This is a genomic window from Bradyrhizobium sp. ORS 86, from assembly GCF_045571475.1.
Taxonomy (GTDB): domain Bacteria; phylum Pseudomonadota; class Alphaproteobacteria; order Rhizobiales; family Xanthobacteraceae; genus Bradyrhizobium.
In genome coordinates this window covers 6,548,289-6,564,993 of the sequence record NZ_CP120699.1, presented here as the reverse complement: position 1 = coordinate 6,564,993, position 16,705 = coordinate 6,548,289, and the positions used below count along the sequence as shown (strand labels likewise).

General features: G+C 64.2%; 14 protein-coding genes. 4 read left to right on the top strand and 10 right to left on the bottom strand.

All coding sequences use genetic code 11. The annotated features are described in order from the left end of the window. The first annotated feature begins 84 nt into the window (after positions 1–84). Positions 85–1,182: a redox-regulated ATPase YchF gene (gene ychF / locus P6U25_RS30200; protein ID WP_407148394.1), complete on the top strand. Its 1,098-nt coding sequence runs from the start codon at positions 85–87 to the stop codon at positions 1,180–1,182. 132 nt (positions 1,183–1,314) lie between these two features. Here the strand turns inward: ychF and P6U25_RS30195 are convergent, their stop codons facing one another. Then, the gene (locus tag P6U25_RS30195) at positions 1,315–1,590 is read right to left on the bottom strand and encodes a metal-sensitive transcriptional regulator (protein ID WP_407152656.1); all 276 of its coding nucleotides are present in this window, start codon (positions 1,588–1,590) and stop codon (positions 1,315–1,317) included. Positions 1,591–1,655: 65 nt separating this feature from the next. Here P6U25_RS30195 and P6U25_RS30190 point away from each other — a divergent pair, with 65 nt between their 5' ends. Next, the gene (locus P6U25_RS30190) at positions 1,656–4,052 is read left to right on the top strand and encodes a heavy metal translocating P-type ATPase (protein ID WP_407148393.1); all 2,397 of its coding nucleotides are present in this window, start codon (positions 1,656–1,658) and stop codon (positions 4,050–4,052) included. Positions 4,053–4,204: 152 nt separating this feature from the next. On the opposite strand, the gene P6U25_RS30185 is transcribed toward P6U25_RS30190, so the two are convergent. From P6U25_RS30185 to trxB, 3 genes are all read right to left on the bottom strand, one after another. Beyond that, a complete protein-coding gene (locus tag P6U25_RS30185; RefSeq protein ID WP_407148392.1) occupies positions 4,205–5,122 on the bottom strand; it encodes a 4-hydroxy-tetrahydrodipicolinate synthase family protein in 918 nt (305 codons plus the stop codon). A 559-nt stretch (positions 5,123–5,681) separates the two neighbouring features. Beyond that, entirely contained in the window at positions 5,682–6,605 is a 924-nt protein-coding gene (locus tag P6U25_RS30180; RefSeq protein ID WP_280975898.1) for a LysR family transcriptional regulator, read from the bottom strand. A gap of 2 nt (positions 6,606–6,607) precedes the next feature. Next, the gene (trxB, locus tag P6U25_RS30175; protein ID WP_407148391.1) at positions 6,608–7,573 is read right to left on the bottom strand and encodes a thioredoxin-disulfide reductase; all 966 of its coding nucleotides are present in this window, start codon (positions 7,571–7,573) and stop codon (positions 6,608–6,610) included. Between the two features lie 292 nt (positions 7,574–7,865). Here trxB and P6U25_RS30170 point away from each other — a divergent pair, with 292 nt between their 5' ends. Further along, complete coding sequence (locus P6U25_RS30170) at positions 7,866–8,345, top strand: Lrp/AsnC family transcriptional regulator (RefSeq protein WP_407148390.1); 480 nt, start codon at positions 7,866–7,868, stop codon at positions 8,343–8,345. 246 nt (positions 8,346–8,591) lie between these two features. Here P6U25_RS30170 and P6U25_RS30165 read toward each other — a convergent pair whose 3' ends face one another. The 4 genes from P6U25_RS30165 to P6U25_RS30150 form a co-directional block, all read right to left on the bottom strand. Continuing rightward, the gene (locus P6U25_RS30165) at positions 8,592–8,996 is read right to left on the bottom strand and encodes a DoxX family protein (RefSeq protein WP_407152655.1); all 405 of its coding nucleotides are present in this window, start codon (positions 8,994–8,996) and stop codon (positions 8,592–8,594) included. 361 nt (positions 8,997–9,357) lie between these two features. After that, complete coding sequence (greA, locus tag P6U25_RS30160) at positions 9,358–9,831, bottom strand: transcription elongation factor GreA (protein WP_407148389.1); 474 nt, start codon at positions 9,829–9,831, stop codon at positions 9,358–9,360. A 200-nt stretch (positions 9,832–10,031) separates the two neighbouring features. Further along, positions 10,032–13,496 carry a carbamoyl-phosphate synthase large subunit gene (carB, locus tag P6U25_RS30155; RefSeq protein ID WP_407148388.1) on the bottom strand — a complete coding sequence of 1,155 codons (3,465 nt, stop codon included), beginning with the start codon at positions 13,494–13,496 and terminating at the stop codon, positions 10,032–10,034. A gap of 473 nt (positions 13,497–13,969) precedes the next feature. After that, on the bottom strand, positions 13,970–14,665 hold the full coding sequence (locus P6U25_RS30150; protein WP_407148387.1) for a class I SAM-dependent methyltransferase: 696 nt from the start codon (positions 14,663–14,665) through the stop codon (positions 13,970–13,972). Positions 14,666–14,791: 126 nt separating this feature from the next. Here P6U25_RS30150 and P6U25_RS30145 point away from each other — a divergent pair, with 126 nt between their 5' ends. Next, complete coding sequence (locus tag P6U25_RS30145) at positions 14,792–15,331, top strand: Dps family protein (protein WP_407148386.1); 540 nt, start codon at positions 14,792–14,794, stop codon at positions 15,329–15,331. A 27-nt stretch (positions 15,332–15,358) separates the two neighbouring features. On the opposite strand, the gene P6U25_RS30140 is transcribed toward P6U25_RS30145, so the two are convergent. Both P6U25_RS30140 and P6U25_RS30135 read right to left on the bottom strand, forming a co-directional pair. Further along, the gene (locus tag P6U25_RS30140) at positions 15,359–15,880 is read right to left on the bottom strand and encodes a hypothetical protein (RefSeq protein ID WP_407148385.1); all 522 of its coding nucleotides are present in this window, start codon (positions 15,878–15,880) and stop codon (positions 15,359–15,361) included. A gap of 88 nt (positions 15,881–15,968) precedes the next feature. Beyond that, complete coding sequence (locus P6U25_RS30135) at positions 15,969–16,427, bottom strand: host attachment protein (RefSeq protein ID WP_407148384.1); 459 nt, start codon at positions 16,425–16,427, stop codon at positions 15,969–15,971. Between the last annotated feature and the right edge of the window lie 278 nt (positions 16,428–16,705).

The following is a 16,705-nucleotide window of genomic DNA, read 5'->3' as shown; positions in this document are numbered from 1 at the left end:
GGATGGATACGCGGGTCAAGCCCGCGTATGACGACCCCACTCAATTCAACCGCGCAGCGCGAGCGCGAGAGATCGGGACGAATAATGGGATTCAAATGCGGGATCGTCGGGCTGCCTAATGTCGGCAAGTCGACGCTGTTCAATGCGCTGACCGAGACGGCGGCGGCGCAGGCGGCGAACTATCCGTTCTGCACCATCGAGCCGAATGTCGGCGAGGTGGCGGTGCCCGATCCGCGGCTGGAGAAGCTCGCGGCGGTTGCCAAGTCCGCGCAGATCATCCCGACCCGGCTGACCTTCGTCGATATCGCCGGGCTTGTTCGCGGCGCCTCCAAGGGTGAAGGGCTCGGCAACCAGTTCCTCGCCAACATCCGCGAGGTCGATGCGATCGCGCATGTGGTGCGCTGCTTCGAGGATTCCGACATCACCCATGTCGAGGGCAAGATCGCGCCGCTCGCCGACATCGAGACCATCGAGACCGAGCTGATGCTCGCCGATCTCGACAGCCTGGAAAAGCGCGTCGACAATCTCTCGAAGAAGGCCAAGGGCAACGACAAGGAGGCCAAGGAGCAGCTCGAGCTGGTCAACCGCGCGCTTCTGCTGCTGCGCGACGGCAAGCCGGCCCGTGCGCTGGAGCGCAAGCCGGAGGAGGAGCGTGCCTTCCGCATGCTCGGGCTCCTGACCTCGAAGCCCGTGCTTTACGTCTGCAATGTCGAGGAAGGCTCCGCCAAGGACGGCAACAACTTCTCCAAGGCAGTGTTCGAGCGCGCCAAGGAAGAGGGCGCGGTCGCCGTCGTCATCTCCGCCAAGATCGAATCCGAGATCGCGACGCTGTCGCGTGAGGAGCGCGCCGATTTCCTGGAGACGCTGGGCCTCGAAGAGGCCGGGCTCGATCGCCTGATCCGCGCCGGCTACAAGCTGCTCGACCTCATCACCTATTTCACCGTCGGGCCGAAGGAGGCGCGTGCCTGGACCATCGACCGCGGCACCAAGGCCCCGGCGGCGGCCGGCGTGATCCATACCGATTTCGAGAAGGGCTTCATCCGCGCCGAGACCATTGCCTATGACGATTACATCGCGGGCAACGGCGAAGCCGGCGCGCGCGACGCCGGCAAGCTGCGGCTCGAAGGCAAGGATTATGTCGTCGCCGACGGCGACGTGATGCACTTCCGCTTCAATACCTGATCGTGCTGTTCAGCCGCGCGTGAGGCGGCAGCGAATTAAGCACCGCTCTTTCCCTCGTCGTCCCTGCTTGCGCAGGGACGACACCGAATGTGAGGTACCGCTCTCGACTCCCTCGACGAGGTAAAGCGACCCTCACCGGTCCGCGCGGCCGATCACATCCATCAACTCGGCGATCTTGCGCCGCTGGTCGGCCTTGTCGCCGGACGAGATCGCATGCTCCACGCAATGGGCGACATGGTCGCGCAGGATCTCCTCCTCGACGCGGCGCAACGCTGCGCGCGCGGCTGCGATTTGCGTCACCACGTCAATGCAGTAGCGGTCTTCCTCGACCATGCCGGCGAGGCCGCGGATCTGACCTTCGATCCGTTTGAGTCTTTTTAAACAGGACGTCTTGATCTCTTCTCTCATGAGAGTCATATACCCCCCTAGGGTATACAAATCAAGAGACCGGGATACCGGCCGGGAAGAGTCTCGTGGCACACGCAGAGCACGACCATTCGCACGCGGATCATCAGCACAATCACGGTGCGGCCGAACACTCCTGCTGCAGCGGCAAGCACGCGCGTACTGATCAGCCGGACGAGGCGGCACTCGCGATCGATCCGGTCTGCGGCATGAAGGTCGATCCGGCGACCGCCAAGCACCGCTTCAGCTACCGGGGCAAGGACTACTTCTTCTGCAGCGGCCGCTGCCGCGAGCGCTTCGAGGCCGAGCCGGAGAAGTTCCTGAAGCCGCGCGAGCCTGAGCCGCCGGCGCCCGCGGGCACGATCTACACTTGCCCGATGCATCCGGAGGTGCGCCAGGTCGGCCCCGGGAGCTGCCCGATCTGCGGCATGGCGCTCGAGCCCGAGCAGGTCTCGCTCGACGACGGACCCGATCCGGAATTGATCGACATGACCCGGCGGTTCTGGATCGGGCTGGCGCTCACCGTCCCGGTGTTCGTGCTCGAGATGGGCAGTCATCTTGGGCTGATGCATCTGGTGCCGCAGCCCTGGTCGAACTGGATCTCGTTCGTGCTGGCGACGCCCGTGGTGCTGTGGGCCGGCGCGCCGTTCTTCGTGCGCGGCTGGCAGTCGCTGGTCACGCGCAATCTCAACATGTTCACGCTGATCGCGATGGGCACTGGCGTTGCCTATCTCTACAGCGTCGTCGCAACCCTGGCGCCGCAATTGTTCCCGCCTGCCTTCCGCGACATGCATGGCGCGGTCGCGGTCTACTTCGAGGCGGCCGCCGTCATCACTGTGCTGGTGCTGCTCGGTCAGGTGCTGGAGCTGCGCGCCCGCGCGCGGACCTCCGGCGCGCTGCGCGCGTTGCTTGGCCTTGCGCCGAAGACCGCGCGGCGCATCGCCGATCACGGCGATGAGGACGTCGCGATCGACGCGATCAAGGTCGGCGACCGCCTGCGGGTCCGGCCCGGCGAGAAGATTCCGGTCGACGGCGCCGTCGTCGAGGGACGGGCGGTGATCGATGAGTCCATGGTCACCGGCGAGTCGATGCCGGTCACGAAGGCCGAGGGCGACAAGGTGATCGGCGGCACCGTCAACCAGAGCGGCGGTCTCGTGATGCGCGCCGAGAAGATCGGCCGCGACACCATGCTGTCGCGCATTGTCGACATGGTGGCGAAGGCGCAGCGTTCGCGCGCGCCGATCCAGCGGCTCGCGGACCGCGTTGCGGGCTGGTTCGTCCCGGCGGTGATCGCCGCGGCCGTGCTCGCCTTCATCGCCTGGATGAGCTTCGGGCCGGAGCCGCGGCTCGCCTTCGCCCTGGTCGCCGCCGTTACGGTGCTGATCATCGCCTGTCCCTGTGCGCTTGGGCTCGCAACCCCGATGTCGATCATGGTCGGCGTCGGCCGCGGTGCCCATTCCGGCATCCTGATCCGCGATGCGCAGGCGCTGGAGCGGATGGAGGCGATCGATACGCTCGTCATCGACAAGACCGGTACGCTCACCGAGGGCAAGCCGAAGGTCGCGCGGATCATTGCCGCGGACGGCTTCGACGAGAGCGGCCTGCTGCGCCTTGCTGCCAGCGTCGAACAGGGCAGCGAGCATCCGCTGGCACAGGCGATCATCGCCGCGGCGGCGCAGCGCAACGTGGGGCTCGTCGCAATCAGCGATTTTGCCTCGCCCTCCGGCAAGGGCGCGACCGCCACGGTCGGTGGCAGGCAGGTTGCGCTCGGTAACGCGGTGCTGATGAACGAACTCAAGGTCGCAACGTCAGTTCTGGACCAGGCCGCCGAAACCGCGCGGCGCGACGGCGCGACGGCGATCTATGTCGCGGTCGATGGCCGCGTCGCCGGCGTGATCGCGATTGCCGACCCGGTCAAGGCGTCGGCGGCGAATGCGCTGCAGGCGCTCCGCGCCGACGGCCTGCGCATCGTGATGCTGACCGGCGATAACGAGACAACGGCGCGCGCGGTGGCGCGCTCGCTCGGTATCGACGAGGTCGAGGCCGGAGTTCTGCCGGAGCGCAAGAGCGAGGTTGTGCAGCGACTGCGCGGCGAGGGCCGTACGGTCGCGATGGCGGGCGACGGCATCAATGACGCGCCGGCACTGGCGGCGGCCGACGTCGGCATCGCCATGGGCGGCGGCACCGATGTCGCGATCGAGAGCGCCGGCATCACGCTGTTGACCGGCGACCTGATGGGCCTGGTTCGCGCGCGGCGGCTGTCGGTTGCGACGATGCGCAACATCCGCCAGAACCTGACATTCGCCTTCGTCTACAACGCCGCGGGCGTGCCGATCGCGGCCGGCGTGCTCTACCCGCTGTTCGGCATCCTGCTCTCGCCGATGGTCGGCGCCGCCGCGATGGCACTGTCCTCGGTCAGCGTCATCGGCAACGCCCTGCGGCTGGCGAGGACGAAGCTGGACTAGCGGTTTCTGACCTCGCCCCGCTTGCGGGGAGAGGTCGGCGCGAAGCGCCGGGTGACGGGGACTCTCCACGAGCAAATCTGTCACCGTATTGGCGGGAGCAGCCCCTCACCCCGGCCCTCTCCCCGCAAGTGCGGGGAGAGGGAGAAGAAGCGCTATGCCGGTTGCAGCACAGACGTCGCCCGGCGTTCGATCTCGGCGTCGAGCAAGGTCGCGAGGTCTGCGCTCACTTCGACCATCGGCAACCGCACCTCGGGGCTGTCGATCAATCCCGTCCGCCACAGCCAGTGCTTGGCCGGCGCCGGGCTCGGCTCGGCAAACAGCAGCCGGGTCAGGCCGGCGACGCTCTGCCAGGCGGCCAGCGCCGCGTCGCGGTTGCCCTGCTTCAGCAGGGTTCGGATCGAGGCGAAGGTCGCGGTCTGAAGATGCGCCGATAGCAAGATTGCGCCGTCGGCGCCATCGGAGAGCGCGTCGAATGTCTGCGCGTCCTCGCCGGTCAGCACGCGGAAGCCCGCCGGGCGGCGGTTGAGGAAATCGATCGTCTGCGCGCGATCGGCGCAGCAATCCTTCATGCCGACAATGTTGGGATGCTTCGCGAGCGTCAGCAGCGTCTCGTTGGTCAGGTTCACCGCCGTGCGGTAGGGGATGTTGTAGAGCACGATCGGCGACGCCGTGTGGTCGGCGAGCGCGGTGAAGTGCTGCAACAGCCCGCGTTGCGATGGGCGCGTGTAGTACGGACTGGCGATCAGGTAGCCGCTGATCGGCCAGTCGGCGGTGTCGTCGAGCGCATCCTTCATCCGCGCGGTGCTGGCGCCGGACAGCCCGAGGCAGACCGGCAAATGGCGGGAGCTGGCACTGAGCTCGGCGAGCACCACGCTGACCAGCCCTTCGAGCTCCTCCAGGCTGAGCGACATGCCTTCACCGGAGGTTGCACCGAGGATCAGGCCGTCGACGGGGCCGGTGGCGTAGTGCCGCACCAGGCGGCGCAACGACACAACGTCGAGCTCACCGTTGCGAAATGGCGTGATCAGAGGCAGCCAGAGTCCCTGCAATTGCTGTTGTAGATCGGTCATGGTCCATCTCCTTGGGGGGAAGCCAGAGACGGGACCAACAAAAAAACCCCGTCCAGGCGGCGGGGTTTCGGGATCGTTCAAATGCGAGTTGATCTTATCGCGCGCGATCTCGTGTCCCCGGAAGGGGAGCTTTTTTCGACGACAGGACGGCGCACGAAGTCGTGATCATGTAGCAATGATGCTGCGCCGCGTGATTGTTGTCAATCCGCGTTGAGCGTGACGGACGGCACATTTACCGGAGGTAGAGTGCACAGGGCGCGACGCACAGCACCGACATGACGCACCGATGAAAAGAAAAAAAGCCGGGCTCAATAGAGCCCGGCTTGAGGTATTGGCCACGTGAGGCCGACACAATCACCTTCCAAGAGGGATTACTGAACTTCCGCGCCACTGGAGGAGGGGGACATATGCGCGACGCGAACGCTCAGCGTGCAAACACTATGATCCTCATCGGCACCATGCAGCAACCGTCGAGGTCGCATGTCAGACATGCGGAGACTTGGGGGGCCTCTCAGGACAGCGCGCAGCCCTATAATCAAAGCATATAAGGCCTGCTTAATCAGGATGGCCAGCGCTGCGCCTTGCTGACGACGAAGTCACGGAACACCTGCACTCGCGCCACCGTCTTCAACTCTTCCGGATAGACGAAGTAGGTGTCGAGCGCGATCGAGTCGGACTCGCCGAACAACTGCACAAGACGGCTGTCTTCTTCGACGAGATAGTCCGGCAGCGCGGCAATGCCGAGCCCCTGTTGGCACGCACGCACCAACCCCAGGATGTTGTTGACCTTGAAGAAGGGCTCGCGCGGCCCGGAGCCGTTGCGCCCTGCGTCGATCAGCCAACTGCGGTTCTGCAGGTGCGGCAGCACCTGGGCATCGCCGAGCATGATGATGCGGTGCTGGTCGAGATCATCGAGCGTCCGCGGAGTGCCGAAGCGCTTGATGTATTCCGGCGAGCAATAAGCGTGGAAGCCGATCGAGAACAGCTTGCGCTGGATCAGGTCCGGCTGAGTCGGCTTGCGGGTGCGGATCGCAACGTCGGCTTCGCGCATCGACAGATCGAGATCCTCGTCGGTGACGATCAGCGAGACCCGGATGTCCGGATAGAGCGCGGTGAATTCGTCGAGCCGCGGGATCAGCCAGTTGATGCCGAGTCCCTGTGGCGTCGTGATCTTGAGGTCGCCGCTCGGCCGCTCGCGGCTATCGGTCAGCTTCGCGCGCGCCGCCTGCAACTGCATGAAGACGTCATGCGCGGTGCGGAAGAGCAGGTCGCCCTGCTCGGTGAGGATCAGGCCGCGGGCGTGGCGGTGAAACAGCGAGACCGCCAGCTCCTGCTCGAGCGCGCTGACCTGGCGGGAGACCGCCGATTGCGAAAGCCCAAGCTGTTCCCCCGCATGCGTGAAGCTGCCCGCTTCCGCCGCAGCATGAAAGACCTTCAGCTTGTCCCAGTCCATATCCGTAAATCCGTCGCGAGATCGTGCCATGATTATTCCGCCGCTGCGCGATCGCTCGCGCGAAGTGCCAGGAAGCGTTCTGCCTCGAGTGCCGCCATGCAGCCGAGGCCGGCGGCGGTGACCGCCTGCCGATAGGTTTCATCCGCCACGTCGCCCGCGGCGAACAGGCCGGGTACCGAGGTTGCCGTCGAGTTCGGTGCCACCTCGACATAGCCCGACGGTTTCAACTTGATCTGGCCTTTGACCAGCTCGGTCGCCGGTGCGTGGCCGATCGCGATGAAGACGCCATCGGTGCGAAGCTCCGACAGCGCGCCGGTCTTGACGTTCTTCAGCCGCACATGGGTGACCTTGCTCGGGTTCTCGGACCCGCAGATCTCGTCGATGGCGGAATCCCACACCACCTTGATCTTTGGGTGCTTGAACAGCCGCTCCTGCAGGATACGCTCGGCGCGGAACTGATCGCGACGATGCACGATCGTGACTCGGGAGGCGTGGTTGGTCAGGAAGAGCGCTTCCTCGACCGCGGTGTTGCCGCCGCCGACCACGATGACTTCCTTGCCCCGATAGAAGAAGCCGTCGCAGGTCGCGCAGGCCGAGACGCCAAACCCCTTGAACTTCTCTTCCGAGGGAAGCCCAAGCCAGCGAGCCTGGGCGCCGGTAGCGAGCACCACGGTCTCGGCAAGATAAACGTCGCCGGAGTCGCAGGTCAGGCGGAACGGCCGTTGGCCGAGTTCCAGCTTGTTGACGAGGTCGGTGACGATCTTGGTGCCGACATGGGCCGCCTGCTTCTCCATCTGCTCCATCAGCCAGGGGCCCTGGATGACGTCAGCGAAGCCGGGATAGTTCTCCACGTCGGTGGTAATGGTGAGCTGCCCGCCCGGCTGGATGCCCTGGATCAGCACCGGCTCGAGCATTGCGCGTGCTGCGTAGATCGCTGCGGTATATCCGGCGGGGCCGGAACCGATGATAACGACCTTGGCGTGGACAGGCGCGGGCATTAGCAGATCCCTCTCTTCTGGGGACTTTGATCAGGACTTGTGTGGGAAGCGCCCCGGAAAGACGTCGCGGCGGCACCAAAAGTGTCAAATCCAAGTCTAGGATATCTGGTTAGCTATGCAAGATTTGCAATCCATGGCGGCGAATTTTCCCCGGAACTGAAATCAAAATCGCGAAATCATGCGCTGCACGCGCAATAAAATTGCGCATCGCGTGCCGCCTGCGCTATGAGAGTTGCCGGCAGATTTGCCTAACTTTCCAGCCCCCAAGGGAACTCAAGGGAACTGTAGTCGCGTGTCGAAGAACCTTGACGAGATCGACCTTAAAATCCTCGCCGAGATCCAGGCCGATGGCCGAATCACTAACGTGGAACTGGCGAAACGCGTCGGCATCTCGCCGCCGCCCTGCCTGCGCAGGGTCCGGACGCTGGAGGAGGAAGGTTACATCCAGGGATACCGCGGCCTGCTCGATCCTCGTCGTCTCGGCTTCGATGTGACCGTGTTCGCATCCGTCCATCTGTCGAGCCAGGCCGACGCCGACTTACGCGCCTTCGAGGACTTCGTCCGCGCCGAGCCGCTGGTCCGCGAATGCTGGATGCTGTCGGGCGAGGTCGATTTCATCCTCAAATGCGTCGCCCCCGACATGGCGACATTCCAGGACTTCGTCACGCATCTGACAGCCGCGCCGCACGTGCGCAATGTCAGGACGTCCCTGGTGCTGCACAGTTCAAAATACGAAGCGGCTGTGCCGCTCGATCTCAAGGCGGCTGGCTGAGGCGCGCAATCAAACATCGTCATTGACGCAACGCAACCCAGTTGTCCGCAGCAGCATCTGCGGACGCGAAAGCAATCCAGCCTCCGCTCGTGGAAACATGGATTGCCTCCCTTCGGTCGCGACGCCTTAAAGCGCGATGAGATTGGGTCGAATCGTCATCGCGCTCAGCTCCTTGCTTGAGCATGATCTTTTCGGAAAACCGCTTCACACTTTTCCGGATCATGCTTTAGCAGAGGTGAGCGGGTCCTACTTCCGACCCATCGCACCGTCGATGCTGATCGGGCCCGGGCCCGAGGTCGCAAGATAGAGGCAGGCGAAGCAGAACAGAATGGCCGCGGTGCCGCCGTTGTTCAGCGGATGAAGTACCGGCTCGGCGGGATTCTTGAGCATGTGCCCGAGGAAGTAGGCGAACGCCATCTCGCCGGACAAGACGAAGGCGGCGATCCGCGAGAACAGGCCGATCATCAACAGGCCGCCCAGAATCAACTCAATCGCGCCGGCCGTCATGATCAGCGGCGGCGGATTGGCGAAATAGGCGAGCGCGGGAATCTTGAAGATCTTGGCCACCCCATACTGAAACAGCAGCAGTCCCGTGATGAACCGGAACAGGCTGAGCACCGTCGGCTGCCATTTGGAGAACATCTGGTCCATTGTCACTTACCCCCTCTTCGATACACTGGAACATTGCACGAAGCGGAATACGGTGTCTGCCACCACAGCGCGATGTCAACACCCTGCGCCTGGAATTATTCCTCGGCGTGGCCGACTGACGCGCCGCGTGATGACATGCAGCGGCGATCCGCCGCGACACCACGCGTGTGGCGTGATGTGATCGCCAGCACCGATTCCACATCGTCCGATATGATTATACAGCATAATCATGTCGCGCCGTTGCGTAGTATGGATGGTGCCGCGCCTCCATTCACAAGGGCGTCAGACCGGCGCGCGGGACGGGCCAAGAAAAAAGCCGCGCTGTGAACGCGGCTTCCTTGCACCAGTCACTTGCAGGTAACTATCGCCATTCGACTTTGGTGATCTCGTACGCCTTGGCGCCGCCGGGCGCCATCACTTCCACGGTGGCGCCCTTCTTCTTGCCGATCAGCGCGCGTGCGAGCGGCGAGGTGATGGAGATGCGCCCCTTCTTGGCGTCGGCCTCGACCTCGCCGACGATCTGCCACACCGCTTTCTTCTCGGTGTCCTCGTCGACCAGCGTCACGGTGGCGCCGAACTTGATGGTGTCGCCCGAGAGCTTGGAGATGTCGATGACGTCGGCGCGCGCGAGCTTGTCTTCCAGCTCGGCGATGCGGCCTTCGTTGTGCGACTGCTCTTCCTTGGCTGCGTGGTATTCGGCGTTTTCTGAGAGATCGCCGTGCGAGCGCGCCTCCGCGATGTGTTCGATGATGCGCGGACGATCTACCGATTGGCGATGCTTCAATTCGTCCGTCAGTGCGGCATATCCACCCGCTGTCATCGGAACCTTTTCCATCATCTTCGTCCTTTTCCCGTGCGCGCATCCAAGGCGCTCGAGATATCGAGTTCAGCTAACGCAGGAATCAGGGCGTAGGGAGTGCCCGGAAGCCCAGTGATTTTCGGCCCCGCTAAGGGCCGTGACAACATTCAATCGCGCGGTGAGTTCCAGCCATTCGGCTAATTGCTGACCGTTTCGGACCTTCGGCCCGGGCAGGGTCAGCTCTCGAAAAAGTAACTCTGAAGCGTGCGGACCTCAAGGTCTCCGTCCCGATAGGCCCGGATCCCCCGTGCGGCTGCCACCGCGCCGGAAAGAGTGGTGTAATACGGTACTTTATGCAAGAGGGCAGCGCGCCGCAGCGAGCGGCTGTCGGCCAGCGCTTGCGGACCTTCGGTGGTATTGAAGACCAACTGGACGTCGCCATTGGTGATGGCGTCGACGATATGGGGGCGTCCCTCGAGCACCTTGTTCACCTTTTCCGTCGGCACGCCGTTGTCGCTGAGATAGCGCTGCGTCCCCGACGTCGCCATCACCTTGAAGCCGAGCGAGTGCAACAGCCGCACCGCATCCGCGATGCGCATCTTGTCGTCGCCGCGCACCGAGACGAACACCGTGCCTCGTCGCGGCACGCGCGTGCCGCCGCCGAGCTGGCTCTTTGCGAACGCGACCTCGAACGAGCGGTCGATGCCCATCACCTCGCCGGTCGAGCGCATCTCCGGTCCGAGTACGGTGTCGACGCCCGGGAAGCGCGCGAACGGGAAGACCGATTCCTTGACGCCGACATGGTCGAGCTTCTTCTTCTTCAGCTTGAAGTCGCCGAGCTTCTCGCCGGCCATGATCCGCGCCGCGATCTTGGCGACTGGCGTGCCGATCACTTTGGCGACGAACGGCACCGTGCGCGATGCGCGCGGGTTGACCTCGAGCACGTAGATCTCGCCGTCCTTGATGGCGTATTGCACGTTCATCAGGCCGACCACGTCGAGGCCGAGCGCGAGCTCGCGGGTTTGCCGCTCCAGCTCCTCGATCGTCGCTGCGTCGAGCGAGTGCGGCGGCAGCGAGCAGGCGGAGTCGCCGGAGTGGATGCCGGCTTCCTCGATGTGCTCCATGATGCCGACGATGAAGACCTCCTTGCCGTCGCAGAGGCAATCGACGTCGACCTCGGTCGCGTCAGAAAGATAGCGATCGAACAGCAAGGGGTTCTTGCCGAGCACGGTGTTGATCTGACCGGTCTTGTCGTTCGGGTAGCGCGCCTTGACGTCGGCCGGCACGAGCTCGGGCAGCGTGCCCAGCAGATAGTCGTTGAGCTGGTTTTCCTCGCGGATGATCTGCATCGCGCGGCCGCCCAGCACGTAGGACGGACGCACCACCAGCGGCAGGCCGAGATCGGCTGCCACCAGGCGCGCCTGCTCGACCGAATAGGCGATGCCGTTCTTCGGCTGCTTGAGGCGGAGCTTGTCGAGGATGCGCTTGAAGCGGTCGCGGTCCTCCGCGAGGTCGATCGCGTCGGGCGAGGTGCCGAGGATCGGCACTTCGGCGGCTTCCAGCGCGCGCGCCAGCTTCAGCGGGGTCTGGCCGCCGAACTGCACGATCACGCCGTGCAGCGTGCCGTTCTTGCGCTCGGTCGCGATGATCTCCAGCACGTCTTCGGCGGTCAGCGGTTCGAAATAGAGACGATCGGCGGTGTCGTAGTCCGTCGACACCGTCTCCGGATTGCAGTTGACCATGATGGTCTCGTAGCCGGCGTCGGCGAGTGCGAAGCAGGCGTGGCAGCAGCAATAGTCGAACTCGATGCCCTGGCCGATGCGGTTCGGCCCGCCGCCGAGGATGATCACCTTCTTCCGGTCGGACGGAGCGCTTTCGTCGGCCGCCGCGCCCGCGAATGGCGCTTCATAGGTCGAATACATGTAGGCCGTGGGCGAGGCGAACTCGGCGGCGCAGGTGTCGATCCGCTTGTAGACCGGACGGATCCCGAGTGCATGGCGCCTCGCGGTCACCTCGGCCTCGGTGGTTTCGGTCAGAACCGCAAGCCGCGCGTCCGAAAAGCCCATCGCCTTCAGCATGCGCATGCCGTAGCCGTTCGGCGGCAGGCCGTTCTTGCGGACCTTGTCCTCGATCTCGACGATGCCGCGCATCTCGGCGAGGAACCAGGGATCGATCTTGCAGGAATTGAAGATCTCCTCGTTGGACCAGCCGAGCCGCATCGCCTGCGCGACCTGCAACAGGCGGTTCGGCGTCGGCGTGCCGAGCGCGGCGCGGATCGCATTCTTGTCGTCGCTGCGGCCGAGGCCCTCGATCTCGATCTCGTCGAGGCCGGTCAGCCCGGTCTCGAGCCCGCGCAGCGCCTTCTGCAGGCTCTCCTGGAAGGTACGGCCGATCGCCATCACCTCGCCGACCGACTTCATCGAGGTCGTCAGCGTGGAGGAGGCGCCGGGGAATTTCTCGAACGCGAAGCGCGGAATCTTGGTGACGACATAGTCGATGGTCGGCTCGAACGAGGCGGGCGTGGCGCCGCCGGTGATGTCGTTGGCGATCTCGTCCAGCGTGTAGCCGATCGCGAGCTTGGCAGCGACCTTGGCGATCGGGAAGCCGGTGGCCTTGGAGGCCAGCGCCGAGGAGCGCGAGACGCGTGGATTCATCTCGATCACGACCATGCGGCCGTCGTCCGGATTGATGCCGAACTGCACGTTGGAGCCGCCGGTCTCGACGCCGATCTCGCGCAGCACCGCGATCGATGCGTCGCGCATGATCTGGTATTCCTTGTCGGTGAGCGTCAGCGCCGGCGCCACCGTGATGGAGTCGCCGGTGTGCACGCCCATCGGATCGACGTTCTCGATCGAGCAGATGATGATGCAGTTGTCCTTCTTGTCGCGCACCACCTCCATCTCGTACTCTTTCCAGCCGAGAACGGATTCCTCGATCAGCACCTCGTTGGTCGGCGAGGCGTCGAGGCCGCGCTCGATGATGTCGAGATACTCTTCCTTGTTGTAGGCGATGCCGCCGCCGGTGCCGCCGAGCGTGAAGGAGGGGCGGATGATCGCAGGCAGGCCGATGTCGGACAGCGCCATCAGCGCTTCGGCAAGCGCCTGCTGCTGGTAGCGCTTGCGGCGCTCATTCTCGCCGGCATCCCATTGCCGCTCGAACTCCTCGAGCTCGGCGCCGGACAGTTTGGCGCGGTCGGCGAGGTATTGGTCGCGGTCGGATTTCTTGAGTGCCGAGGCGTTGGCGAGCCGCGACTTCGGCGTCTGCAGCCCGATCTTTTCCATGGCATTGCGAAATAGCTGCCGGTCCTCGGCTTTGTCGATCGCATCAGCGGTAGCGCCGATCATCTCGACGTCGAACTTCTCCAGCGTGCCCTGCTTGCGCAGCGACAGCGCGCAGTTCAGCGCGGTCTGGCCGCCCATGGTCGGCAGCAGCGCGAAGCCGCCGGGAACGACGTGGCGCTCCTTTTCGATGATCTTGGCGACGATTTCGGGGGTGATCGGCTCGATATAGGTCGCGTCCGCCAGCTCCGGGTCGGTCATGATCGTCGCCGGGTTGGAATTGACCAGGACGATCCGATAGCCCTCTTCCCGCAGCGTCTTGCAGGCCTGCGTGCCGGAGTAGTCGAATTCGCAGGCCTGGCCGATCACGATGGGACCGGCGCCGATGATCAGGATGGTGGAGATGTCGGTTCTTTTGGGCATCAGGTCTCGCGGACTGGAATTTGGGCACAAAAAAAGGGCGCGCGTTCCGCGCGTCCCTCGAGCCCTGCGTTACAGCTTGTAGCGCGGGAAGCGCGAACCCTCGCGCGCGGGTGGTCTTTAGACCAGTTTCCGCACCCGCGAAACCCCCAAAAACGCCGAATCAACCGCGATTCTGGGGGAAATTCCACGTTCGGCGGATGCCGGTGAGGGGCACTCGGGGAGCGGGGTGGCTTGCCAGGGCCCGGCTTCGTCCTGCGGGCTACCGCCGCGGCGGCCTTCGCTACAACAAGGCCTGCCGAGCCGAAGCTTGCGCCGCAAGCGAAGGCTGGAGGCCCGGCCTGGAGTTGAACCAGGATAAACAGTGATGCACCACTGCCGCGTCGACGCTTCCGCCACCGGGCCGAGCGGACCATTGCTGAATATTTCCGAGCGGGCCAGGAGCTTTTGCGGTTAACCCTAACGTCCGGTGCAACCTATGATCGGTGTTGCGCCACGAACGTCATTCGCCACGGATTGTGCCCGATGTTGCGCGGTGAGCGCGCGGCGCTGAAGCCGGCCTGGTCGAGCTTGGCAATCATCTCGGCCTCGCCATAACGCTGCAGCCCGACCCTGTTGCGCAATTGCCGGTAGTCGGAGAGGGCGGTGCTGACCAGCCCGATCAGCGCATCGCGCAGGAAGCCGTGGGTCGCCCCGAAGTGCAGCAACGCCAGCACGTCCCTGATCATGCCGACCTCGGGCCGCAGAATGTCGCCGAGCACAAAGCGGCCCGACGGCTTCAGCAAGCGATGGATCACCGCGAATGCGGAATCCAGTTCCTGCGGCGTCATGTATTGCGCCACCGAGTTCATCACCACGAGGTCGAGCGAGTTCCGGTCCATCTGCTGGAGGTCATCGAGCGAGCGCACGGAAATCTTGGCGTTGGGCGCGAAGCGCGACGCCAGCCTGCCGCGGACGCCAGGGGCGGGCTCGGCCAGATAGAGCCTGGCGCAGGCATCTGCGACCTTGGCCGCCGATAGCGCTTCGCCGCAGGCATAGTCGAGCACGACCGCATCTGGCGAACTGATGTAGCCGATGATGTCGCGCGCGATGCCCTCAAAATGCAAATCCCGGTGCAGTCTGCTTGCATAGATCGTATGCGTTGAATCGTAATAATCGATCCATTCATCCATCGCGTTTGGTATCCGGTGGAAACGGGTTCCCGGCGTTCAGGAACGGGTGGGGCAGATGATGCGTTAGCGGGCCGGCGGCGAATGATCAATGCGCCGAAATACGGGTTCCTAACAGGAAGGTCTAACGTGAGCAAAGCCAGGAACGACAACAAGCCCGACAGAATCTCTGCCGATCTCGACACGCCGACCGATCTTCCGCAAACTGCGGTAGACAAGGTTTCGGCCTCGCTCAACACGCTTCTGGCGGACGCCTTTGCGCTCTACCTGAAGACCAAGAATTTCCACTGGCACGTCAGCGGCCGGCACTTCCATGACTACCACCTGTTGCTGGACGAGCAGTCGGACGCGATCTTCGCCACCACCGACCAGCTTGCCGAACGGGTGCGCAAGCTCGGCGGCGTGACGCTGAAGTCGATTGGCGATGTCGCCAGGCATCAGACCATCAAGGACAATGATGAGCCCTATGTCCCGCCGCGCGAGATGCTGCGCGAACTGATGGAAGACAACAAGCATATCGCGGCCGCGATGCGCAAGGCGCACAAGCTCGCCGACGACCATGAGGATTCCGGCACCGCGGGCCTGCTCGAGACTTTCATCGACGAGACCGAGCGCCGCACCTGGTTCCTGTTCGAGGCCAGCCGTCAGGAAGGCAGCAACGCGGCCTAGCCGTTGCTCCGCTCGCAATGACAGCGGTCACCGCGTCCACAGCCGCACCAGCGGTCCATCCCTGCCCAGCACCGGATCGGTCGCGGGCACCGCGACCAACGGAATCGTCTTCAGCGCCTTCGCGTGATTTTCCGGCGTCGGCCTTGTGATCTGCATCGGCGGCCCCGGCGGGTACGCGCCGACCACGCAGAAATCGTCGCTGGCCGACAGGCACTGATGTCCGGTGCCGGCGGGCAGGATCGCAACGTCGCCGGCTGCGATCTCCAGCGCATGTCCGCGCTCGCCGCCGAACTGCACACGGGCGCTGCCGCGGGCGACGCCCAGGACCTCGTGCACGGTGGCGTGGTAATGCACGTAGTCGTAGACGCCGTTCCGCCACATCGCGCCCCAGCCATTTTCGTCGAACAGGCGCTCGATCGTGCCTTCGGGATCGCTCCCGAGATCGACCGCGCCCTTGTAGACCAGGAACGGGATTCGGTTGTTGGGTACGAGACCGTCATCCTCGAAGACGATGGCCTGCGGCTCGATCCCGGCTTTGACTGCGGACATGGCTCCTCCCGCGCGTGCGCAAGAGACTACGCGCGGATCAACCGGTTGTCAGCGCCTGCGTTCCCCTTACCTCGGGCCGCCGGCACGATCAGGTGGTCAGATATTGCGAGATGTCGCTGACGGTCAGACCGGTCAGGTCCTTTGCGATCTCCGCGACGATGCGCTTCTCGACTGCGGGGGAAAATGATCGGCGCAGGTCCGCGAGCGTCCGCGGCGGTGCCACGATGACAACGCGCTCCGCATGCGATTCCTGCACAAGGCGATCCAGGGCGCCGGCGATCGTCCGGGCGAACCGGCGCTTCTCGATGTCGTGCCAGTCGGTCTGCTCCATCGCGCTTCGGTTCGGCTCGACCGGGGAGAGCGCGCGCCCCGGCCTGTCCGCGCCTTGCTCACGGGTGGGCGGGTTCTCGTCTTCAAGAACGCGCTGGACTTTCAAGCGAGGCTCCAGGCCGGTCCCTTCATTGAGAAGAAAAAGTGCCTTGCGGCCGTCTCCGACAAAGACAACTGCTCGATGCGGCAACCTGATGTATTGCTTTCTGTCGGGCATGAACCATTCGCGAGCTTGAGTTGTTCGTCACGCCGTATCGGCGCGGTCGCGGACAATGCTTTCGGTTGATGCGCGCTCGACCGACATTGGCATGCCGAACACCTCCTTTATGCTTGCTTGTTTGCGTTGCCTGATCCCCGCGTCTGGCCCAACCCGTGAGGCCATGATTGCGTCAGTCGTTGACAGCCATTGATGACGGTTGAGCCGCACATGCACCAATGAAAAACTCGTTGTTGGAGCCCCGGTTCCTCAGCAGGACAGAGCGGCGATGTGGCGCA

Excerpts from the sequence above, each read along its gene's own strand:
- ychF (WP_407148394.1), top strand. The coding sequence starts at position 85 with ATGGGATTCAAATGCGGGATCGTCGGGCTGCCTAATGTCGGCAAGTCG.
- P6U25_RS30195 (WP_407152656.1), bottom strand. The coding sequence starts at position 1,590 with ATGAGAGAAGAGATCAAGACGTCCTGTTTAAAAAGACTCAAACGGATC.
- P6U25_RS30185 (WP_407148392.1), bottom strand. The coding sequence starts at position 5,122 with ATGACCGATCTACAACAGCAATTGCAGGGACTCTGGCTGCCTCTGATC.
- P6U25_RS30180 (WP_280975898.1), bottom strand. The coding sequence starts at position 6,605 with ATGGCACGATCTCGCGACGGATTTACGGATATGGACTGGGACAAGCTG.
- trxB (WP_407148391.1), bottom strand. The coding sequence starts at position 7,573 with ATGCCCGCGCCTGTCCACGCCAAGGTCGTTATCATCGGTTCCGGCCCC.
- P6U25_RS30165 (WP_407152655.1), bottom strand. The coding sequence starts at position 8,996 with ATGGACCAGATGTTCTCCAAATGGCAGCCGACGGTGCTCAGCCTGTTC.
- greA (WP_407148389.1), bottom strand. The coding sequence starts at position 9,831 with ATGGAAAAGGTTCCGATGACAGCGGGTGGATATGCCGCACTGACGGAC.
- carB (WP_407148388.1), bottom strand. The coding sequence starts at position 13,496 with ATGCCCAAAAGAACCGACATCTCCACCATCCTGATCATCGGCGCCGGT.
- P6U25_RS30150 (WP_407148387.1), bottom strand. The coding sequence starts at position 14,665 with ATGGATGAATGGATCGATTATTACGATTCAACGCATACGATCTATGCA.
- P6U25_RS30140 (WP_407148385.1), bottom strand. The coding sequence starts at position 15,880 with ATGTCCGCAGTCAAAGCCGGGATCGAGCCGCAGGCCATCGTCTTCGAG.
- P6U25_RS30135 (WP_407148384.1), bottom strand. The coding sequence starts at position 16,427 with ATGCCCGACAGAAAGCAATACATCAGGTTGCCGCATCGAGCAGTTGTC.